General features: G+C 49.2%; 23 protein-coding genes. 11 read left to right on the plus strand and 12 right to left on the minus strand.

Going from position 1 to position 21,547, the window contains the following annotated elements; translation table 11 throughout:
• The first annotated feature begins 94 nt into the window (after positions 1–94).
• The gene (locus IOQ59_RS03085; RefSeq protein ID WP_193951789.1) at positions 95–1,498 is read left to right on the plus strand and encodes an FAD-binding oxidoreductase; all 1,404 of its coding nucleotides are present in this window, start codon (positions 95–97) and stop codon (positions 1,496–1,498) included.
• A gap of 89 nt (positions 1,499–1,587) precedes the next feature.
• The gene (locus tag IOQ59_RS03090) at positions 1,588–2,385 is read left to right on the plus strand and encodes a response regulator (protein WP_193951790.1); all 798 of its coding nucleotides are present in this window, start codon (positions 1,588–1,590) and stop codon (positions 2,383–2,385) included.
• Between the two features lie 83 nt (positions 2,386–2,468).
• On the opposite strand, the gene IOQ59_RS03095 is transcribed toward IOQ59_RS03090, so the two are convergent.
• From IOQ59_RS03095 to IOQ59_RS03120, 6 genes are all read right to left on the minus strand, one after another.
• Positions 2,469–2,906: a DUF3010 family protein gene (locus tag IOQ59_RS03095; protein WP_193951791.1), complete on the minus strand. Its 438-nt coding sequence runs from the start codon at positions 2,904–2,906 to the stop codon at positions 2,469–2,471.
• Positions 2,907–2,955: 49 nt separating this feature from the next.
• Positions 2,956–3,459, minus strand: a complete 504-nt coding sequence (locus IOQ59_RS03100) for a M48 family metallopeptidase (RefSeq protein ID WP_193951792.1) — start codon at positions 3,457–3,459, stop codon at positions 2,956–2,958.
• 31 nt (positions 3,460–3,490) lie between these two features.
• Positions 3,491–3,970, minus strand: coding sequence for a GreA/GreB family elongation factor (locus IOQ59_RS03105; RefSeq protein WP_193951793.1), 480 nt, complete (start codon positions 3,968–3,970; stop codon positions 3,491–3,493).
• Between the two features lie 14 nt (positions 3,971–3,984).
• Complete coding sequence (locus tag IOQ59_RS03110) at positions 3,985–4,482, minus strand: Crp/Fnr family transcriptional regulator (protein ID WP_193951794.1); 498 nt, start codon at positions 4,480–4,482, stop codon at positions 3,985–3,987.
• Positions 4,483–4,617: 135 nt separating this feature from the next.
• Positions 4,618–5,277: a TIGR02466 family protein gene (locus IOQ59_RS03115; protein ID WP_193951795.1), complete on the minus strand. Its 660-nt coding sequence runs from the start codon at positions 5,275–5,277 to the stop codon at positions 4,618–4,620.
• 227 nt (positions 5,278–5,504) lie between these two features.
• Entirely contained in the window at positions 5,505–6,518 is a 1,014-nt protein-coding gene (locus tag IOQ59_RS03120) for an LLM class flavin-dependent oxidoreductase (protein WP_193951796.1), read from the minus strand.
• A 229-nt stretch (positions 6,519–6,747) separates the two neighbouring features.
• Between IOQ59_RS03120 and IOQ59_RS03125 the strand changes: the two genes are divergently transcribed.
• Positions 6,748–7,038 carry a hypothetical protein gene (locus IOQ59_RS03125; RefSeq protein ID WP_193951797.1) on the plus strand — a complete coding sequence of 97 codons (291 nt, stop codon included), beginning with the start codon at positions 6,748–6,750 and terminating at the stop codon, positions 7,036–7,038.
• Here IOQ59_RS03125 and rrtA read toward each other — a convergent pair.
• The 3 genes from rrtA to IOQ59_RS03140 all read right to left on the minus strand — a co-directional run bounded on the left by rrtA (position 7,026) and on the right by IOQ59_RS03140 (position 10,605).
• Entirely contained in the window at positions 7,026–7,661 is a 636-nt protein-coding gene (rrtA, locus tag IOQ59_RS03130) for a rhombosortase (protein WP_307726987.1), read from the minus strand. The genes IOQ59_RS03125 and rrtA overlap by 13 nt on opposite strands.
• On the minus strand, positions 7,645–9,741 hold the full coding sequence (locus tag IOQ59_RS03135) for a VIT and vWA domain-containing protein (RefSeq protein ID WP_193951799.1): 2,097 nt from the start codon (positions 9,739–9,741) through the stop codon (positions 7,645–7,647). Before IOQ59_RS03135 ends, rrtA begins: the two co-directional genes overlap by 17 nt.
• A 129-nt stretch (positions 9,742–9,870) precedes the next feature.
• Complete coding sequence (locus IOQ59_RS03140) at positions 9,871–10,605, minus strand: helix-turn-helix domain-containing protein (protein WP_193951800.1); 735 nt, start codon at positions 10,603–10,605, stop codon at positions 9,871–9,873.
• A 476-nt stretch (positions 10,606–11,081) separates the two neighbouring features.
• Between IOQ59_RS03140 and IOQ59_RS03145 the strand changes: the two genes are divergently transcribed.
• Together IOQ59_RS03145 and IOQ59_RS03150 are read left to right on the plus strand one after the other, a co-directional pair.
• Complete coding sequence (locus tag IOQ59_RS03145; RefSeq protein WP_193951801.1) at positions 11,082–11,327, plus strand: hypothetical protein; 246 nt, start codon at positions 11,082–11,084, stop codon at positions 11,325–11,327.
• A gap of 349 nt (positions 11,328–11,676) precedes the next feature.
• Complete coding sequence (locus IOQ59_RS03150) at positions 11,677–12,516, plus strand: CvfB family protein (RefSeq protein WP_193951802.1); 840 nt, start codon at positions 11,677–11,679, stop codon at positions 12,514–12,516.
• Positions 12,517–12,536: 20 nt separating this feature from the next.
• Here IOQ59_RS03150 and IOQ59_RS03155 read toward each other — a convergent pair whose 3' ends face one another.
• The gene (locus IOQ59_RS03155) at positions 12,537–13,472 is read right to left on the minus strand and encodes a LysR family transcriptional regulator (RefSeq protein ID WP_193951803.1); all 936 of its coding nucleotides are present in this window, start codon (positions 13,470–13,472) and stop codon (positions 12,537–12,539) included.
• Between the two features lie 178 nt (positions 13,473–13,650).
• On the opposite strand from IOQ59_RS03155, the gene ydiJ reads away from it, so the two are divergent.
• The 3 genes from ydiJ (at position 13,651) to rraA (ending at position 18,047) form a co-directional block, all read left to right on the plus strand.
• Positions 13,651–16,713 (plus strand): D-2-hydroxyglutarate dehydrogenase YdiJ, encoded by a 3,063-nt coding sequence (ydiJ, locus tag IOQ59_RS03160; RefSeq protein ID WP_193951804.1) that lies wholly within the window; start codon positions 13,651–13,653, stop codon positions 16,711–16,713.
• Positions 16,714–16,809: 96 nt separating this feature from the next.
• The gene (locus IOQ59_RS03165) at positions 16,810–17,373 is read left to right on the plus strand and encodes a class I SAM-dependent methyltransferase (RefSeq protein ID WP_193951805.1); all 564 of its coding nucleotides are present in this window, start codon (positions 16,810–16,812) and stop codon (positions 17,371–17,373) included.
• 185 nt (positions 17,374–17,558) lie between these two features.
• The gene (rraA, locus tag IOQ59_RS03170) at positions 17,559–18,047 is read left to right on the plus strand and encodes a ribonuclease E activity regulator RraA (protein WP_193951806.1); all 489 of its coding nucleotides are present in this window, start codon (positions 17,559–17,561) and stop codon (positions 18,045–18,047) included.
• Positions 18,048–18,107: 60 nt separating this feature from the next.
• On the opposite strand, the gene IOQ59_RS03175 is transcribed toward rraA, so the two are convergent.
• The gene (locus tag IOQ59_RS03175; protein ID WP_193951807.1) at positions 18,108–18,311 is read right to left on the minus strand and encodes a hypothetical protein; all 204 of its coding nucleotides are present in this window, start codon (positions 18,309–18,311) and stop codon (positions 18,108–18,110) included.
• A 352-nt stretch (positions 18,312–18,663) separates the two neighbouring features.
• Between IOQ59_RS03175 and IOQ59_RS03180 the strand changes: the two genes are divergently transcribed.
• Positions 18,664–18,978 carry a hypothetical protein gene (locus tag IOQ59_RS03180; RefSeq protein ID WP_193951808.1) on the plus strand — a complete coding sequence of 105 codons (315 nt, stop codon included), beginning with the start codon at positions 18,664–18,666 and terminating at the stop codon, positions 18,976–18,978.
• Between the two features lie 19 nt (positions 18,979–18,997).
• On the plus strand, positions 18,998–20,038 hold the full coding sequence (locus tag IOQ59_RS03185; RefSeq protein WP_193951809.1) for an NAD(P)/FAD-dependent oxidoreductase: 1,041 nt from the start codon (positions 18,998–19,000) through the stop codon (positions 20,036–20,038).
• Here IOQ59_RS03185 and IOQ59_RS03190 read toward each other — a convergent pair.
• The gene (locus IOQ59_RS03190; RefSeq protein WP_193951810.1) at positions 20,022–20,450 is read right to left on the minus strand and encodes an RrF2 family transcriptional regulator; all 429 of its coding nucleotides are present in this window, start codon (positions 20,448–20,450) and stop codon (positions 20,022–20,024) included. The two genes, IOQ59_RS03185 and IOQ59_RS03190, sit on opposite strands and share 17 nt — an antisense overlap.
• Before the next feature lie 468 nt (positions 20,451–20,918).
• On the opposite strand from IOQ59_RS03190, the gene IOQ59_RS03195 reads away from it, so the two are divergent.
• Positions 20,919–21,518, plus strand: coding sequence for a GTP-binding protein (locus IOQ59_RS03195; RefSeq protein WP_193951811.1), 600 nt, complete (start codon positions 20,919–20,921; stop codon positions 21,516–21,518).
• The last annotated feature ends 29 nt before the right edge of the window (positions 21,519–21,547 follow it).

Raw genomic sequence — 21,547 nt, forward strand, 5'->3', positions numbered from 1 at the left:
TGAGTTCTACGTTGATCTGGATACTGCTTCACCGATGTATACTGGGGTAGTATGCAGGAAAAGAATAAGAATAAGCGGAGCACGGGAGGTGCTTATGAATCGCGTAACACGGCCTTTTCATCAGTCAGATTTACAGATTTTGGTTAACGATCTAGCGCCTTTGTACGGTGATCGTATCCATCTGTCGCAGGCGGTTCGAGAACAACATGGACAGGGTGAAGACAGTTACGGCTGCATGCCACCTGATGTTGTGATCTATCCCTTTTGTACCGAAGAGGTAGCGCAGATTGTGCGTCTCTGTCATCAGTATCATATTCCTGTGATCCCCTACGGTACGGGCACCTCTGTTGAAGGCCATCTTCTTGCCACACAAGGTGGGGTTTGTCTTGATCTGTCAGAGATGGATCAGATCGTCGAAATCAATCCGCAAGACATGGATTGCCGTGTTCAGGCTGGTGTCACCCGCGAAGAACTCAATAAAGCACTGCGCTACGATGGCTTGTTCTTTCCTATTGATCCGGGTGCAAATGCCAGTATTGGCGGCATGGCGTCTACACGTGCATCCGGAACAAATGCGGTACGGTATGGCACGATGCGTGAAGCGGTACTTGGCCTCACGGTCGTGACGCCTCAGGGAGAGATCATCCGTACCGGGACGCGGGCACGCAAAAGCGCGGCGGGTTATGACCTGACACGCATGTATGTGGGGGCCGAAGGCACACTTGGGGTGATTACTGAGGTGCAGCTTCGCCTTCATCCTGTGCCAGAGCAAATTCGGTCGGCTGTATGCAGCTTCGAAAACTTAGAAGGTGCAGTCTATACGGTTATCGAAGCGATGCAGGCCGCGATTCCCATGGCGCGAATCGAACTACTCAATAATTTGCAGATGAAAGCCTGTATTAAGTACTCAAAACTGGAAGGCTTTGCAGAAGCGCCTACACTGTTTCTGGAGTTTCATGGTTCGCCTGTAGGCGTTCAGGAACAGATTGATCTATTTGAAGAAATTGCAGGCAGTAATGGCGGCACCCAATTCCGCTGGGCAGACAACACCGAAGACAGAAACGCGCTTTGGACGGCCCGACACAACGCCTATTTTGCAGCCCAGTCGCTGAAGCCAGGGGCTAAAGCGATTACCACGGATGTGTGTGTACCTATCTCGCGGCTTGCCGATTGTATTCTGGCTGCGGAAGAAGCGGCGAAAGAAAGTGATCTGTTATGCCCAATCGTTGGGCATGTTGGTGACGGTAATTTTCATCTGCTAATTGTTTTCAATCCGGCTGACTGTGACGAGCTTGAAGCAGCACGGAAATTGTCTGCTAAAGTTGTTGAGGGTGCTTTGGCCGTAGGCGGCACCTGTACAGGTGAACATGGGATTGGGAGTGGTAAAAAAGAGTATCTGCGTACCGAACATGGTAATGCAGTGGAGATCATGGCGACGCTGAAGCGGGCGCTGGATCCGAATAATATTATGAACCCGGGAAAGGTGCTGGATATTTAGCATCGTTTGCAGTTGTTCTGGCAGCCTGGGCGGAGTTGTACGGGTGTATCGACGTTGTAATCTGCATCCGGTTGATATGGAGAATATCTATGGATGACCTGAGACCATCAGACCTTAATATCTTACTTGTAGAGCCCTCAAATGCTCAGCGTAGAATGATTGAGCATGAATTGAGCCGTGAGGGTGTGAACAACATTGACTTTGTGAGCGGTAAAGAAGAAGCGCTGGAACGGATAGATCAGATCTGTCCTGACTTAGTTATCTCCTCCCTGTATTTTGCCGATGGCAGTGGGCTGGATCTACTACGTGAGATCCGCGGACAGGAAGAGTTAGAAGATCTACCGTTTATGCTGATTACCAGTGAATCGCGCCGTGAGCGACTAGAAGAGTTTAAACAGTCGGGGGTTGTGGCGATCTTACCGAAGCCGTTCACGCATGAAAACTTGTCACGGGCAGTCAGTTCCACGCTTGATCTGCTGACAACCCAAGATCTGGATCTGGAATTGTATGATCCGGAAGAGCTGCGGGTGTTGGTCGTAGACGATAGCCGATTAGCACGTAAAGTGATTTTGAAGGTTTTGGGTAATCTGGGTATCACCAGAATGACTGAGGCAGCCGATGGATCTGAAGCGATAACTATTCTTGGCGGTGAGAGTTTTGATTTAGTGGTAACCGACTACAACATGCCTGAAGTAAACGGCGTGGAGCTAACTGAGTTTATTCGTGGGTCAGAAACCCACAGTCACGTCCCCGTGCTGATGGTAACGTCAGAAGCGAATCAGACTCATCTTGCCAATGTGGCGCAGTCAGGTGTTAATGCCATGATGGACAAACCCTTTGAGCCTGAAAGCGTCAGACGGTTGCTTGCAACAATCATGAACGATTAGTTTTCTGAGATCTTTGGTGTAACTAAAAACCCCTGAATATCAATGTATTGCAGGGGTTTTTTAATGTGTTTTTTAGGGCGTGATTACCCGTTGTAGTGCATATGGTTCAGGTAGCAATACGCAGTGATAAACGCAGGTTCCTGAAACTTTTTCAGGCCGGTTTCGCGGAAATCGATCATGATTGGATTTCGCTTCAACTGCTCTTTGATCTCAGATGAAGGAGTCATGACAACCTTAAGGCCTTCGATCAGCTGAATTGCTGCCTCCAGTTTAAAACCGACGGCGCTGCCAGAGAATTTGCCAGTCGTTGGACGCTGACGAATAACGGCGCACTCGACACCGTAGTCTTCCATAAGCTTGCGAAATGTAAACTGGAAGTGCTGAACCTCTTCCTGATTGTTTGGGTTGTGCAGGGTGAGCTTACGCTGGCGACAATCCGGAATATCAAACAGACCGTCGGAAAGCGAGAGGAGGGTAATGATAGCTTCGCTGCCGGTTAGCTCAACGCCACAAACTTTCATAATGAGATTTCTACCTGAAGATTAATATGAGGGCAGCATTATAGCGGACTCAGTAGAGCTTGCCGACCTGATCTAGATGGGTAAGGTACAATCGAAGATCAAACTCCAGCTGGTGGTAGTCCGGTTCCATGTGTTCACAGAGTTTGTAAAACGCTTTGTTGTGATCTTTTTCCCGTAGATGGGCCAGTTCATGGACCACAATCATACGTAAGAAAGCCTCTGGCCCACGTTTAAAGATTGAATCGATACGTATCTCGTTTTTCGACTTCAGCTTGTTGCCTTGTACACGTGAGATTTGTGTATGCAGGCCGAGTGCATCGCGTGTGACGCTGATCTTGTCGTCGTAGATCACTTTACTGACGGGGGCAGACTTGCGTAGGTAATCGTTTTTCAGGTCCATCGTGAACGCGTAAAGAGCACGATCCGTTCGTACTTGATGTTGCTGCGGATATTTACCTAACAGCAAGGGACCTAACTTTTCATCCTTCAGTAGCTGCGTCACTTGTTGCTTCAGGTGATCTGGATAAGCATTGAGATATTTTAGTTGTGACATCGATATAGTCGTCCGGTTGTTCAACCGCAGATCAGCAAATTTTTATTATTTCACAGGTATGCTGACCGATATGTACTTCGTCGCCCAGATATTTCTGTACCAGTTCAGCTCCTAGCGGTGACGCGGGTGAAATCACCGTAATCTGCTGCCCGCCTATCATGACCTCAACACCGCCGGCTGCTGGTCCAAGAAACAGGTGGCGAAGGTTGCCATTGTCTTCCTGTAAAAGAATCTGCGCACCCAGAGTGACGGGGGAGTCATCCCCGAATGATTTCTGCGGCAGCTGGTGGAACCGAGCAATGGCATCTTGTAGCTCGGCAACACGGCGAGATTGACCTTCGGCAAGGTAAGAAGCCTCCAGCCCGAGGGTGTCGTATTGCGTCTCTGCAACGCTTTCTTCATGCGTGGCTGCATGATGGGCTTCGTCTGCAGCGCGCTGGGTATCCGCTAGTGTGTGTTCTAGTTGAGCCAGAATTGCGGCGACTAGCGCCATGGTATCGGGTATTTGCATACTGAATGATCGATCTATTCGCTGGACGAATGTTCATGAACCTTCTTCACGACGATATTATCGACGGAACGTAGTGTGCGGGCCATCTCCCGAGCGAGGTTCATCATCAGCACGCCAAAGTCCAGCGGGGCTTTTTCGTGGAGGTTGTGAAATAGATGGGTATTGATCTCTAAAACGATACTGTCCTGTACGGCGATGGCACTGCCGACACGGTCGTGAAGCGCAATCATGCTCATAAAACCAATTTGTTCCCCCGCCTGATAGTCTCGGATGTGGGCATACTGTCCGTCATGGCATTTGTAGTACGCGATGGCGCCTTTCAAAATGACAAAAAACGCATCACCACGTTCGTTCGGTTCAAACAGAACCTCATTCGCGTCAAGCGCGTAAAGTTTGCCTTCTTGGAACAACCAGTTCAGGGTGCTATCGGAGAGTGCACCGAATGTCGATGCGCCTTTGAAGTAATCAATACTGAAGTGTGAAAGCACTTCGGGGCCCGTTAATACATGCATGCTTAACCCCTTTATCCAGAAAACTGTTCCTATTCATAAGACAACAGATTCCCGGTTATTTTCAACAAATTATTGCGACAGGCGGCCTCAGCTTTTGGTCGTAGGGGCGCGCTGCCTTTCAGTATCCGATGACGTTTAATCCAGTTTGATGACGCTGTTGAACGCGATAACGACCCTGTCTTCCTGACCAAAATACGGCAGGGCGGAGTGCTTGAGGTATGAAGGAAAGATCACAATCTGGCCTTCCGTCGGTTGGAAGTCCCAAAAGCCGTTGTTGTTGATGTAGGCCGTCCCAGCATCAAGGTACTGATCAGCACAGAAGCGTGGGTCGTAGAAACGGTTGCTGCCATTGCGCGTCACAATCTCGCATTCGCCGGCATCAACGTAATAGATACCACACCACGAACAGTTGGGGTGAGAGTGAGCATCGTGGTAACCGCCATTCTGGGTGATGTGATACCAGGATTCTGTTATCTCGGCAGTACCAATCGCCCCTCGGGGCCAGAAGTCTTGATTTACCGCGGTTGCCACTGTGCTCAGCATGTCTTCCACAAAACCGCGCAATTGGCGGATGGGTGGGATCGGCTGGGTCAGAAAGTCCAGCTTACTTTCATAGAGCCCGTGCTTAGCATCAGTAGCAACTTCACTTTCAATCGGCATTTGCTGCTGTTCCTGGTTGCTGTAAATCGCTTCCAGCAGCTCGGCTTTGATCGCATCGTGATCGGGATAATTCAGGGCGAACATCTGAGTTTGCCAAAGGTTAATATCTTCGATCATCACGTCAATTTCCGACATGCTTTCCTCTACTCGATTTGTTTATTAGAAACAGCCGGAAATGATATGCCATATCGTGGTTTAGGTCACTATTAACCCGGAGGGTTGATAGATTAGCTCAGGGATAAGCCAACATTGGACGCATAGGCCAATGCTTAGCCCCCGCAAAGCAAGTAATTTCGCAGAATTGCACCAGCTTGGAGGGGCAATTTGGAGAGGCAATGGACCAATGAGTACCTATTCGTCCGCTAGGTCACTAGTTGCGCCAGACGTCGATAGCTGTCCAGGCGGTCTTCATAATCATAAGTGACGGTTACCAGTGCCAGCTCATCGGTACGGTAACGTGCGGCCAGTGCTTGGAGGCGTTCGTGACATTGATCAACAGTGCCATGTACCACTGACGCCAGAGTCTCGTCAAAGTACGCCTGATCAGAAACACTGAGTTTGGCTTTTAAGTTGAGAGCATCTTCCGGACTGTTTAGCGGCTCACGAATCCCGTGGCGGAAGGCCATCACTTTCCAGTATGCCTGTGAAGCTGCGATCAGCGCCGCCTGCTCCTCTGTTTCAGCACACACGGCAGATATTGCAATCATGGATTGAGGATCTTCGGGATGACCGGCTTCACGCCATGCGGCTTCATACTCATCGACAATGCTCACAGGGCGATCTTCAGGACCAATGAAGAGCGCCAGTGCCATGTTCATCCCGACATGGCCGGCAAGGGATGCGCTGCCACCACTGGAACCCAGCATCCACATTTCAGGCGTTGGCGCATCATCAGGCATGACGCGCAGATCATGGTAGGGGTGTTCTGATGGGACTGACTTATCAAGAAATGCTTTTAGTAACATTGCCTGTTGTGCGTAGTTATCTTCGTGAGAAGGTGAATCCGGGAAAGCTAACGCGTGACTGGCAAGACCATCGCCCCCCGGCGCACGCCCAATCCCCAGATCGATACGATTCGGAAACAGCGTTTCCAGCAAACGAAACTGTTCAGCGACTTTGTAGGGGCTGTAGTGGGGCAGCATGACGCCACCGCTACCTACACGGATGCGTTCAGTAATGCTGGCGATATGGCTGATCAGGATTTCAGGCGCAGGTCCGGCAAAGTTGCCACTGTTGTGGTGTTCTGCAACCCAGTAGCGGCTGTATCCCCAAGTATCACAGGCTTTAGCCAACTCCGCTGAAAGCGCCACCGGACTGAGAGGGTGGGCTTTTCCCGGAACCGGGGACTGATCAACAACAGTAAGCTTAAGGGACATATGCAGGGCCTGTTTGGATATAAGAGGGGCTTTAAATTCAATTGGTTAAGTATAATTAGTCGAACTGATGTGAACTATAGGCATATATGCAATTTAACTTTTCAGATTTGGAAACATTCACGAAGATCGCTCATTTCATACAGACCTGACGGATATCATGTTTGCGGTTGCCCAGATATGGTTTCATGAGCGCCTCATGTGACTGTTTTGGCTGTAGAGAGCGTTGACCGTGAAACCAGATACCCCAACTGCAATGCGTAAATTGATTGACGAAGTACGAGATGCAATGCCATTCGAGATGCCTGTCGATCAGATGTGTAGTGGAATTTGTACCGGTTGTGCAAAGAAACTACTCGATTTTCTTGCTATACAGCTGGAAGAGTGGGAGATGCGGATCGATCAGGGAGAGGTGCCTAACCTGGGGGAACTCGATCAGTTAGGCAAAACCTGTCGTAAAGTGTATCGGGTGCTTGAGAAAAATGGTCTGGTTGGGGTTGATGTGGTCGCTCAGGCTAGCTGATGAGCGTTAAGTGTGGGGGGTTTCTTTAGCCGAACACACAGATAAACGAATAGCCCTCCAATAACGCCCGCGGCGTGTGATTCAGGATATGCCTGCCAATCGGTGTTCACCAATAGGGTTTGTGTCCGAAGAAGCTCCCATAACAACTTAGTGGCGCATACCAGCATCGGTAGCCACCCAATGAGTCCACTGGTTCCTCGCTGGTAGATGATGACTGCGAGTGTAAGGGGCGTAAAGAGCATGCCCGAGAGTCCGCAGTAGTAGCTCAAATCTGATAGCGGAGACAGCAGTAACAGGTTGACGCTGACCATACCCAACAACCATGCAGGAACAACTAAGTCGGGTTGTTTCCTTTCTAGATAAGCAGATACCGCTGCGAAGGTAATTACGTCCCAGAACAGGTGTGACGTATTGCTATGCACCAGATGGCTGGTTATCAGGCGCCACCATTCGCCGTTATGAACAATAGCCACGCGATCAAAGCAGAATTGCCCCAAATCTAGAGCTGCGAATAACAGGACTGTAATCGAGGCGATCAGCGTGCGTAAGGGCCACCGGAACCGCCAGAAGGCGGCTCCATGGTGTACTGGTGGAAGTGACATCTGGTTACGCATTTGCATCATCCGGATGTGAACGCAGGTACAGCGTGGATGCTATGAGGACGAGTAAGATCAGAATCATCCACGGGTCTACTGCGCCACCACCCGAGCGTCCACCTACTGTCGCCCGCTGTTTATCGAACATTGGCTGTGCTTTGTCAGCTCTGCGCTGAGTGATCGGTGCTTGCACGCGTTGCTCACGTGCCTGACGTTCTACCGCAACACGCTGTGCATTGGTTCGGTCGATGCCCAGTGCTTTAAAACGATCCTCTTCCAACACAACCATCGACGTATAGTCGGTGACTAATCCGTGATCTGTGGCGATGGAGGTAATTGCTTGTTTGCTGTCGCTGTCTGCACCGAGATAATCTATTTTAGCCTGGAGATTTTCGATGGTGGCATAGGCCCATAGGCGTTCCAACTCGGGGTTCAGCAATGACTGGTCAGGCAGCTGAATTTCTGTGGTATATGTCCGGCTCTCATGACCAATATCACCCGTTAGTGTGACTTTGACCGGTCCGGCTTTGCGGTAATGCCCTAACACTGTGAGCTGCTGCCCTCTATAAAGGCTACCAATTTGCTCCGGGGTCAGGTCGGCAATACGTCCCCCGTCGAAGTTGATGCTAATGTTCCGCAGCGCCTGATGACTCATTTTGTCGGCTGCCAGCATGATTTGGCCCATGATGTCGTCGGCATTTGACACCGACAGAGAAAAGCCTTGGGACACTTTGGTCATTTCGTTTAATAGGGGGCGGTTGGCACTGTTCCCCATGACAAAGGTATAGAGCCTAAGGTCTGCGGCTTTCAGCAGTTTCAGAAATGCGTTTTTTTCGGTTACACCGACATTGGCAACGCCATCGGTGACCAGCACCATCGCTGTGGCGCGGTCGCTATCCATCTTACGCAAACCCATTTTCATTCCCGCATAGAGGTTTGTTCCGCGACTGGGTTGGTATTGGTCGAGTTTATCCAGCATTGGGGTAATGCGTTCTGGCGTCGCGGGCAAGAAGCCACCGCTGAAATCGTGGGCGGAGTCATTGAACAGAACGATGCGGAATCGGTCGTTCGGACTGAGCTGCGCCAGCCCCTGCCGTATGCCTTCGGTCAGAGCTGAATATTTACCGGCCATCGACCCTGATACGTCCAGAACGAAGATCCAATCACGTCCACTCTTTAGGGGAGACAGGTCATCACCGGGGGTCAGCGTCAACATAAAGGTGCCTGCTGCCTGACTGTCTTTTTTGTAGGTCGTCATTTCAAGGCTACCCGGCAACGCGTCGGTATGGCGCCAATACAGTAGAAGGTCTTTATCCAGTTGGGCGGCAGGTGTGCTTGGTGGTGTATTGTTTACCTGCGGCGTTTGAGCGCTTCTATCATCATCGGTTGATGGGCTGCGGGTATTTCCACTGTGTGCAGCACTGAGTAATTCGACATTCCAGTTGTATGCGTCTGAATGTGTGATATTAGCAGAGGGCTGGTGGGGCATACGAAGACCGTCAATCGGGTAGCTGTTACGCAGATGTACGTTAAAACTGAACTGTTTCTGGACTTGTTCGTTGCGGTTCCAGAATGCCTGTTTCGCTTCATCAACACCGCCGTCCTCCAACGGATACACGTAGCGTCCGACACCACTGTCGACGTGGGTGGGTTGTACATACACTAGGCGTACACGTACGTCGGTGTGTGGCTGGATAGCCGCTACACTGATATCGAACGTTTTGTAGCTGTCCTTCTCTACAATGGCGACATTGTGTCCGGCTTGTTTTTCCTCACGATAAATTTCACGTGCTTTCTGCTTTTTAACGACCTCTCCCGTGACGGGCTTACCGTTTATCCAATAGGTGAACTCGCCTACGGCCGCTTTATCAGGTACGGGAAAGGAATAGATGGCATCCAAGGGTTGAGTATTAGGGTTGCTAAAGACCTGTTCGACTTGGGTGACGGCGTAACCATCCTGAATGATGACATCAACGTCATGCTGTTGAATCAAAAGGTCAGGCAAAGTGCCGTTTGCAGGCTTGAGCGATCCGGCGGCATGCGTTGAAGCTGAGGCTAATAAAGCGGCGGACAAACTGAATTGGCAAATGGAACGAAGCAGAGACATAGAAATTACCCTCGTGATGAATATAAGGGCAGTGTCACCATCGTTGCTGGGGTGATACAGAAAACGCGTTAAAGTATTAATGTTCACGACCTGAAGTTGCAGAATGCGACACTTCAGATCCGGCTCGGTTTATTTCTTACGGTAGTTATTGAATAGGCTGTACTGCCATTGTCGCAAAGCCAGAACCATTGTTGTGCCTTTACGGTCGGTCAGCGGCAGCTGGGCATCCCGTTTCATGATGGCGTTAAAATCATGTGCGAGCGTTTGCATTTTTCGTTGCAGTTCAGCATTGGCGGCAGGGGAGAGTACCGCATTGAGGACGAGAAGTTTTTCGTTCTGCTTGTCGAATCGGGAACGGAAGAAATCCTGTTCAACTTTCTCTTGGAAAAACTTCTGGATGGGACCGTTGGGCAACCAGTTAAAGTTGGGTGAGACCAGCAGGCGGATACGGTTACCCGGAAGCAGTTCGATTAATTTTAGGCGATCTAGCTTCGCCAACTTCTGGACACATTCAGGTTCACCAACGTCGTACTGCTTCAGTAGATCGTCGAAGGAAAAACCGTTAATTACACTTACCGCGATCAATAACAATACGACATCTTCAGCGACCTCCTTTTCCTGTTCGAGGGTGAGCTGGGTAAGCGTTTGTTGCTGCTGGGCCATCTTTTCAATCAGATCGGTAAACGTAATTCCGATCGAATCACAAATCATCTCCAGTCGATGTAGAGAGAAGTTGTTCTCGGAAAATAAACGCTTAACGGACGCTTCACTGAGTTGTAGGTCTCGTGCGATATCGGCGTAGGTTTTACCGCTGGCTTTTAGTTGTTGTTTTAGTGTTCCAACGAGTGCTGAGGTCTGCAGCATGGTCGTTCCTTGTCATGAGAATGGAGAACGGTTTTCTAATTTGCTCAGTATAACCATAGTGTTACAGGAGTAAAAAAACAGAGCTCCAATATAATTTATACCGTTATCTTATTTGATAAAGGGTTCATTCCAGGTACAAAAAAACGTAGTCAGGGCAGCAGGAGAGGCGGGCGGGCTTGATATATATCAAACAAATGTTTGAACGATCGTTTTAATCAGGTTATGTTAAGAAAAATCACATTGAAACAAATGCTTAACAGAGTAGCGTTAGCATTCCACGAAATGCATAGCTGGGTTAAATCGGTAGTTTAAATTGCTCCTGCCCCCCAGTTGACGTTGTTAATGTGGCGAAGGTTAGACCAACGTCTATATTCTTGAATGATTTCAAGTGTTGAAGTTTTTTTAGTTATATAGATATTATCTAACGGATGTTTGAATTGAGCGATTTAATTGATCAGATCAGTAAGGAAAGTGAGATGGCTAAACAATCCGCATTGAAATTTAAACAACTCTTTGCACTGGTAGTAGCTTCTGCATTTGCTGCAGCGGCTGTGTTCATGGGTGTATCAATGTATGTTGACCTCAACGCAGATGGAACTGCAACAACGGCAATGGTTGTGTTTAAGGCTGTAAGCGTTGTTGTCTCAATTCTTTTCAGTGTAGCGAATGCCAAGATGGCAATGCTTGCACGCGAAGAACGTATGAACGTACAGACCGCCTGAATGGATGGCTAACGCCACTCGACAGGTAACCAGGAAGATAACGAGGATGGAACAGTCACAGTAATCGCTTGAGGGAAACAGGCGGTGCAACTAAGTTCCACAGGCAGTAAGCCATTTTCTCCTTGTGAGAGTCAGGCCCCACACGATTGTTCGGATCTAATCCGAATAACTGTTTGGGGCTTTTTATTTTGGATAAGTTTTCAGATCGCTCCCCTTTGTTAGTCCCTCTTACATGCATCAACTAATATCATTGATAACAGCCCTATGCATGCGCACCCATGCTACGTTTTGTTGATGTGATCTGGTATGGTGGCGCCTCTTTAACAAATTCTCCCCGAGGTAAAGTACGTTGGCTCAGATTGGTCGTATGAATAAGCTGGAAGTTGTCCGTGAGGTAGGCTTTGGCGTGTACCTGGATGGCGATGATCTTGGGGGGATTCTGCTGCCAAAACGTTATGTACCAGAGGGCTGCAAACTGGGTGATCGGCTGGATGTATTTGTCTATATGGATTCCGATGAGTTTCCTATTGCGATTACCGACGCGCCTCTGGTTCAGTTGGGTCAGGTCGCATCGTTGAAAGTTGTATCGGTGGAGAAGGTTGGCGTCTTTCTTGATTGGGGTTTGCCAAAAGATCTGTTTTTACCCTACAGCGAAATTCGCAGCCAGCACCCTGAAGTGGGCCAGCATGTCATGGTGTATGTCTATCTAGATAACACCAATCGTATTTGTGCATCAGCGCGCCTTGACCGTTTCCTGGATAAGACGCCAGCAGATTACAAACGAAATCAGCAAGTTGAGCTGGTGATCGCAGCACAAACAGATTTGGGTTATAAGGCGGTTGTTAACGGCACCCATTGGGGCGTGCTTTATCACGATGAAGTTTTTCGCAAGCTCCGTCGGGGTTATAAGACACGCGGCTTTATTAAACAGGTGCGTCCGGATGGTAAGATCGACCTGTCTCTGGACAAGCCAGGCTATGCCAAAGTGGATCGCCTGCAACAAAAAATCTTGCAGCACCTGGATGAACACAATGGATACAGTCCGTTAAACGATAAGAGTCAGCCGGAGCAGATCTACAGCACATACGGTATTTCTAAGAAAGCATACAAAATGGCGATTGGGGGCTTGTATCGCCAGCGCCTGATTACCATCGATGAAGATGGTATCCGCTTGGTGGAAGGTAACTGATAGGGCGTTTCAAAAACGTTCTATAGGGTTTCCACAAAAGGTGGCAGCAGCATCTGTTTTAGCTCGGCTGTCACTAGCGCGGACATATGCGCCGCTGCGGGTGTTAAAGAGCGCCCTTTACGTCGAATCAAACATATCTCCCGGCTGATTGCAGGCCCCGTCAGCGGTATAAATTTCAGACCTTCAAACGCGGTTGTACCTGCTGCCAAAGCGGGCAACAACGATATACCCATCCCTTCACTGATCAGAGCGGCTATTGCGGCCGGATTGCTGGCTTCAATGACGGGCCCGTCCAGTTCTATGTTGAGAACCCCTTGTTGTTTAAACTGCGCCAGTTGTACACGTATACCAGTGTCTGTGGTCAGGTAAATAAGCTGCTGTTGCTCCAGAGCATCCCACGGAAGCTCAGCTTTCCCTGTCGCTAAAGGATGGTTGGCGCAGCAAACCACACCGTAGCGATCGCTCAGTAAGGGGTGATAGCTGAGGTCTGGATGAGAGGAGTGGTTGCTGGCTACGCCAAAGTCCACTTCGTTGTCCAGAATACGCTGTTCGATTCCGCCCGCACCGTCGTCCCGTAGATAGATGCCTATATTGGGATACTGCTGCTGATAACGTTTGACGATCGAGGGTAAGAGGCGGGATATAGTGGACGGTGATGCTGCGATCCCGACCTGACCTTGTTGCTGTTCTGAAACGGCTTTGAGATCCGCCAGCGCCGTATCAAAGTCTGACAATAAACGTTCAGCGACAGGTAGGAACCGTTTCCCTTCACTGCTAAGCAACACACTTCGGGTCGTCCTATCCAATAACGTCAGACCCACCTGTTCTTCCAGCTGCTTAATTGTTGCGGTCAGCGTTGACTGAGTGAGATGAAGGCTTTCCGCCGCGCGGGTAAAGCTCCCGTCTTGAGCAACAGCATAGAATGCCCGCAGGTGTCGAATTGACAGATTATTCATATTTATCAATTAATCTATTTGATTTTATTGTTTGATTGATAAATAAGGATTCTGCATGATAGCGGCCATAATTACAAAGCCCGCTTGATCGTTAAACTACGTGTTAAACGCGCAGTGCTAAGCGCTATTTCGGCAGGGCATTACGGTTTACTTCAATTTTCAAGGATCTACCAACACCATGATTCCACGTATATCTGAGATCGACGCGACACAACAGCTGTATTTGCAGTTTATTGAGCGGCTGAAAGCGGACGGGTTTGAAGGGGATCTAAGCCCGGATTACGCAAACCGTGTTGTTTTGGCAACAGATAACAGCATCTATCAAATGTTGCCGCAGGGCGTTTTGTACCCGAAAACGCTGGCCGATCTTGTACGCATCGCCAAGTTGTCGGATCAGCCTGAATATACCGAAGTGGTATTAAGCCCACGCGGTGGCGGCACAGGTACGAACGGTCAGTCTCTGACCGACGGCTTGCTGGTGGATGTGTCCCGTCATATGAATCAGGTATTGGAGATCAATGCGGATGAGCGTTGGGTCCGTGTGCAGGGTGGGGTGGTTAAAGATCAGCTGAACGCGGCACTTAAACCGTATGGTTTCTTCTTTGCGCCTGAATTGTCGACCAGTAACCGGGCTACTGTGGGCGGTATGATCAATACCGACGCCAGTGGTCAGGGTTCATGTATGTACGGTAAAACCCGCGACCATGTTCTGGAGCTAAAGTCTGTATTCCTTGATGGCACAATTTGGGAATCGGCTCCGATCACGGCGGATGAGCTGGACACAATTAAGCAGCGTAATGACCGGGTGGGCGAAGCTCATCGTGTAGTTGATGAAATTTTTACCACCAAGAAAGAGCAGATTGAGGCGAAGTTCCCGAAGTTAAACCGTTGTCTGACCGGTTACGATCTTGCTCATATCTATGACGACAATGGTCAATTCAATCTGAATTCTGTTTTGTGTGGCGCAGAAGGGTCACTGGCGTTTATTGCTGAAGCGAAACTCAATGTGCTGCCGATCCCCAAATATGCGGCGTTGGTCAACGTTAAGTACGACAGCTTCGAAACCTCTCTACGCGATGCGACGACGTTAATGGAGTATGCCCCAACGTCGATAGAAACCGTTGATTCCAAAGTATTGAACCTGGCAATGGGCGATATTATCTGGGACACCGTTGCGGACTACTTTCCTACATCTGAAGGTGAACCTGAGATCAGTGGGATCAATCTGGTGGAATATACCGGAGATGATGAAGCTGAGCTGCGTGCCAAGGTCGAGAAACTGACCACACACCTGACTGAAGTAGCAGGTGATACCGGTAAGAGCTTTGGTCATTCTGTCGTGTATGGCGCCGCAGAGATCAGCAAAGTCTGGGCAATGCGTAAAAAGGCGGTTGGTCTATTGGGTAATGCCAAAGGCCAGAAGCGTCCAATTCCATTTGTCGAAGACACGGCTGTACCGCCGGAAAACCTGGCTGACTTTATTATGGAGTTCCGTGCAGTGCTCGATGAGCGCGATCTGGCGTACGGTATGTTTGGCCATGTTGATGCGGGTGTCCTACACGTCCGTCCTGCAATGGATATGAAGGATGAAGTGCAGGAACCGCTCATTCGTGAAGTGACGGATCAAGTGGTTGCGCTAACCCAAAAATATAAAGGTCTGCTGTGGGGTGAGCATGGCAAAGGCGTGCGTTCCGAATATGCTCCTGAATTCTTTGGTGAACTTTATGCGGATATTCAGCGTATCAAAGGCTGTTTTGACCCGCGTAATCAGCTGAATCCGGGCAAGATTGCGACCCCCGCGATCGACGGTGCTGAGCTGCTGAAGATTGATGCGGTGCCAACCCGTGGACAGTATGATCGCCAGATCGATCCGAATACATTCCAGTATTATGATGCAGCGATGTACTGTAACGGTAACGGTGCTTGCTATAACTACGATCCGAATGATGCGATGTGTCCATCCTGGAAGGCTACACGTGAGCGTGTCCACTCGCCGAAAGGGCGTGCGTCATTGATTCGTGAATGGACACGCCTGATGTCTACACAAGGTGTCGATCTGGTCGCGGAAAGTGCAAAAGTGAAGTCGGAATCTTTCATCCGCAGTTTGCCGCGCAAGCTTAAAAACACATTGTCCAAACGCCGTGGTGAGTACGACTTCAACCATGAAGTATACGACGCAATGAAGGGGTGTCTGGCGTGTAAATCCTGTGTTGGGCAGTGTCCGATTAAGGTGAACGTTCCGGACTTCCGCTCTCGCTTCCTTGAAAGCTATCACGGTCGTTATCTGCGTCCCTTGAAGGACTATATGGTGGGCAGTCTGGAGCTGATGATTCCGTATCTGGCGAAATTTCCGGCACCTTATAACTGGGCCATGCGCAATGGAACCATGCAGGAGCTGTTTCATAAATATATGGGCATGGTCGATAGCCCGTCCATATGCACTCATAGCCTGAAACAGGGAATGGAGCAGCGGGGCGTTGATTTCGCGACGATGGACCAGGTTAGCCGTATGAGTGCCGCCCAGCGTGAGAAAGCGGTCATTATTGTTCAGGATGCCTTTACCAGCTATTTCGAAACTAAGCTGGTGCTGGATCTGATCGATCTGCTGAATAGCCTCGGGTTCTATGTGTTGGTTGCACCGTTTAAGCCAAACGGTAAGCCGCTGCACGTACACGGCTTTATGGATCAGTTTGAGCGTATTGCAAAGCAAAACCGAGCAATGCTCAACGAACTTGCAGATACCGGTATCGACCTGATTGGTATCGATCCGTCTATGACGCTGACGTACCGACAGGAATACAGCTACGGCAATAGCGACACGCAGCCACCGGTGAAGCTGATTCAGGAATGGTTGGCGAGTAACTTAACGATGCTCGAAAACGTAGCAGGTATCCTTCCTGACGGTGAGTATAAGCTGATGGCACACTGCACAGAGAAAACCTCTGCAGCACCGTCAATTAAGAACTGGCAGGCAATTTTCAGTGCGTTGGGGCAAAAGCTTGACGTTGTGTCAACAGGCTGCTGCGGTATGTCAGGAACTTACGGGCATGAAGCAGATAACTACGATACGTCCCGTAAGATTTACGAAATGAGTTGGGCGGATGTGGTGAATAATCCGGAGAATAAGGGCAAATTAGTCGCCACAGGTTATTCTTGCCGTTCACAGGTGAAACGTCAGGATGACCAGCAGTTACCTCATCCGGTGCAGGTATTGTTGGATGTGGTACAGCGCGTCAGTTAAAAACTACCGTTCTGTGCTTTGGCTCGCACTGATCATTTCATGATGATCTGATCAGTGCGGCTTGTCCGTCCTCATTAGATAGAGAGATCTCATTGAATGTCCGCCAGTCAGGATAAGTGGAATGCCCGTTACCGAAATAAAGGTACGCAACGTCGTCCTTCTGTACCGGGATACCTGCAACACCGTTTTAAGCAATTGCGCGCGGGTTCCGTCCTTGATGTTGCATCCGGTGATGGTGCTGCAACGCTGTATCTGGCTGAACACGGCTTTGAGGTTACTGCGCTTGATATCGCTGAGCAGGGTCTGAAACGTCTGCTGGGTTTTGCTCAGGAGCAGGGGCTGCAGGTAAACACTCATGTCCGGGATCTTGAGCAGCCGAATGCATTGAAGGGATTAGCGCAGTTCGACAATATTGTTATCACGCTTTATAAGCCAGAGATAGCTCTTTGGCCTGAATTGGTTGACCATCTGAACCCTGATGGTCGTCTGTTGCTGACAACGTTCAATCTGACCCATCATGAAATGACCGGGTTTTCCCGGCGTTTTTGCCTTGCACCCAATGAGCTTGAGGCGATACACCCGAATCTGGAACTGCTTGAGTACAGTACGACCAATAATGACAACAGCGGGATGGATCACTACCTTTTTCAGCGTCGCTGATGTCGTATCTTGTTGAGTTATATCCGTTAATGATCGGTTTCCACCCTAAGGTTGTAGTGCAATTGCACAATAAATGGGACACACTGCGTTCTCTTTAAAAGAGACCAGAGAGTCTCTGCTGAGCCAGACGAGCTTTCGTCTACAAGGGTATTTACACATTATTATTTGTATAAAAGGAGCACGCTGTGGAAGATTTGCTGCCTGAACTTTGTGATCAGTTCCCTGAGCTGGTACAGGTTGTAGAGCCTATGTTTGGTAACTTCGGTGGCCGCGAACGTTTTGGAGGTGAAATCGTTACCCTGAAAGCGTTTGAAGATAACTCGCTGGTGCGTGAGCAGGTTGCACTGCCAGGTGAAGGTAAAGTGCTGGTTGTTGACGGCGGTGGTTCTATGCGTCGTGCGATGCTGGGCGATATGCTGGCTGAAAAGGCAACCAAGAACGGATGGGCAGGGATTATCATCTACGGTTGTATCCGTGATGTAAATGCGATCAGCGATCTGGATCTTGGTGTGCAGGCTTTGGGTGCACATCCGATGAAAACCGACAAGCGTGGCTTGGGTGATCTGAATGTGGATGTAACCTTTGGTGGTGTGACGTTCCGTCCAGGTGAATACGTATACGCGGACAACAACGGTGTACTGGTTTCCCCTCAGAAACTGGAAGTTGCTGAGTAATAGGTAATTCGCTTGTTAGAACCGGGCATGCTTTCTGCCCGGTTTTTAATTCTGACCCTCCTAAACACCCATCATGATACTGATGTAGGTTTTAGCCCCTATACCAAAGAGGGTTAAGCCTGCAATCAATCCCAGAAAGATTAGCTTACCTACCTTATCCGCCTGAGCTTTTATCGATACGTGCCATACTGTCCATAGCTTCAGCACGACCATGCCGATTAATGCTGCAAAGACCCATAACTCTGCATCAGTCCAGATGACCATTATTCATACTCGCCACAATAAAATGTAATTGAAAAACATGTTATTCTGAACTATAACATGGTTTGTAAATACATTATAAGCATTTGTTGCGTGCACAAGGGGGAGAGATGAGTAACAAACAACGTATCGACACGACCAATTTTGACACGCTCCATAGCGACTGGATGAATGTGACAAGCACTGCCGTGAATCAGGTTCACCGAGCAGATGGATACAAGGGGAAAGCTCAGACTGAGCTGATCAGACCAAAAGCGTCATACAGACGGAAAGTAAAATGAAGCGATCGGCTGCGCTTACGCCGTTGAGTCGGGAGCATCATCAGGCGTTGGCGATATCAAAGCGGATATCAGATTTGGCAAGCCTATCTGACGATAGCCTGACTCATTACTGGCAGCAGGTGAGAGACACATTTGCTGAGGAGCTATATACGCATTTTCTACAAGAGGAGGAGGGCTTTGGCGCAGTTCTGGAAGGAGGGCTTAAACAGCGCTTTCTTTCTGATCACGTGCAGCTGCGCGATTTGTTACAGAAGACGGATAGGGCGTCGATTTTATTGTTTGCTGAATGCTTGAAGGCACATGTGCGTTTTGAAGAGCGTGAGCTATTTGGGTGGTTAGAACAGCATCATTCTCGATTGCTTGCGGAGGCTTTTATTTCCCATTCATAAACTGGCGAAGGAGATTCGGATGATCAAAACTGATGTCGTTATCGTTGGTGCAGGCCCTTGTGGGTTATTCCAGGTGTTTGAGCTCGGGTTGTTAGGGATCCATGCGCACGTTATTGAAGCGCTTCCTTATGCCGGAGGACAGTGTATTCAGCTTTACCCAGACAAGCCCATCTATGACATACCAGCAATTCCAGAGATTTCAGCTCGGGGATTGGTCGAAAACTTGCTGGCCCAGATCAAACCCTTTGCCCCAGAATTCCATTTTGAACAGAGAGTCGTACGGATTCAGGCTTCGCCCGACGGGCGGTTTATCCTTGAAACTGATGGCGGTGCTCTGTTTGATGCAGGAGCCGTTGTTATTGCCAGTGGTGCAGGGGCCATTCGGCCAATACAGCTGCGCGTTGATGGGATTGAACGGTTTGAACATGAGCAGCTTTTTTACGGGGTGACCGACGAAACCCGACATCAGGGTAAGCGGCTTGTCGTGTTGGGGGGCGGTGATTCTGCGCTGGATTGGGTTCTGCGCCTACAACCAGATGCTGAAAGTGTTGTCTTAATTCATCGTTCAGACCGGTTTCGGGCGCAACCTTATGCCGTGCAGCAAATGCACGATCTTTGTGAAGCGCAGAAAATGCAATTCCTGGCAGGACGCGTTGTGGACTACATGCTAGTGGAGGATAAGCTGCGTGGTGTAAAGGTTATGTCTCAGGATGGAGTGATTCGGCAGCTTGAGCTTGACCACTTGTTGGTGTTTTTTGGTCTGTCGCCAGACAATGGAACGCTTGAAAGCTGGGGGATTGAAACTGAGAGAAAACAGGCGAAGGTCGATACTGAGTGCTTTATGACCAGCTGCCCTGGAATATACTCCGTGGGCGATAGTAATTGGTACCCGGGGAAGAAAAAGCTGATCTTAAGTGGTTTTCACGAAGCCGCATTGGCGGCGTTTGCGATTAAGGCCCGTCTTAATCCAGATGAAAAGGTTCATCTGCAATACACCACGACCAGCCCTGCATTGCATAAGCGGTTGGGCGTTTCTCCGGACCTTAGCGACCTTTGGTAATGAGTTCTGCCTGCAGCTGAGGGCTTTCGAGCATCTGAGCCAGGGTGTATTTACGCAGAGTATTCATAAAAGCTTCCTGTGCTTCCTTGAATACCGATTGCAGGCTGCAAAAACCGGTGAGCTTACAGTCCTGTCCCATGCAATCAACGAGCGGGGCGATGCCTTCTGACTGAGCGATGACGTCGCCCAGGTTGATATCTTCAGGGGCTTTCGCAAGACGAATACCGCCATTTTTGCCACGAAACGTCTGTAGATAACCGGATTTGGATAAGGCGTGAACGACTTTTCGCAGATGCTCAATCGATATCTCGTAAAAGCCTGCAATTTCAGCAAGTGTAGTCAGGCGATCATTATTGACGGCGGTAAAGAAGAGTACCCGGAGAGTGTAATCAGTGAATCGACTAAGTTGCATATTAGCATTTGCTCACAAAAGGTTGCCGTGAATATACGTAAGGTCACCCGAGACTGCAAGCCGAAAGAAGTCGTATAACAGCCTGCTGTCGGTTTGATTTAGCATACGATGACAGAGCTCACCATCTTGTTGGATACAGTTAAGATTACGCTCTGTTGTTCATGGTAAAGCGTGCTCCAACAGAGGATGAACGGATGCCGAAATAGGTCGACATACATCCTTTATATTAGCCCGAATAGTAGACCTTAAAGCGCCTATATTAGTTGCATGTAATATTGAATGATTCATCTTTATCTCAATATCTGCAAGAATAGGCGCAGGTTTGTAATTGCTTTTTTGATTCGTACGCGTGTGGGTTTTATCAGTTGCTCTGATAAAAAAGAATACTGAAACCGTCATACAGGGATATTAAGGCTTGGATCATTTTCCGGCTTTTCAGTTACCCTGAACAATTAGAGTTCAGAATACATGGATAATAAGAAGATCATTTTTGTCGGTCCTGTTGGGGCGGGCAAAACAAGTGCAATACAGGCGGTCAGTGAGATAGATTGCGTGAATACAGAGGCTAAAATTTCAGTTGATGAAGTGAAAAGCCATAAAAGTACTACCACGGTTGCGATTGACTACGGGCGAGTGACCACAGATGCGAATGAAAAAGCGCACCTATATGGCGCGCCAGGCCAGTCCCGTTTTGACTTTATGTGGGACATGCTAAGTGAGGAAATTGCTCACGATGCGAGTGGTGTTGTTTTGATGCTGGATAATGCACGGGAATGCCCGCAGGAAGATCTGAAATACTACTTGAATGCGTTTTCCCGTTTGATCAAAGATCGTCAGCTGGTCGTAGGTGTAACGCGTTCTGATGTACAGGCGAATCCATCGCTTGATGATTACCAGCAGTGGTTGGCCGATCTGGATATCGAAGCGTCTGTCACCTTTGTTGATGCGCGTGATCGAAGTGCGGTATTTGCCTTGGTCGAGCCATTGTTAGGTCCTTTGACGCGTGCCGCATCTGCAGTGGGTGTGTCTGTCGGTGCTTCTGGAGCACAAGGCGTTGCGACTGTTTGAGCTCTGGATGGTTGGCAGGTCATGAAAAA

The sequence above is a fragment of the Pontibacterium sinense genome (assembly GCF_015209595.1).
GTDB lineage: Bacteria > Pseudomonadota > Gammaproteobacteria > Pseudomonadales > Balneatricaceae > Pontibacterium > Pontibacterium sinense.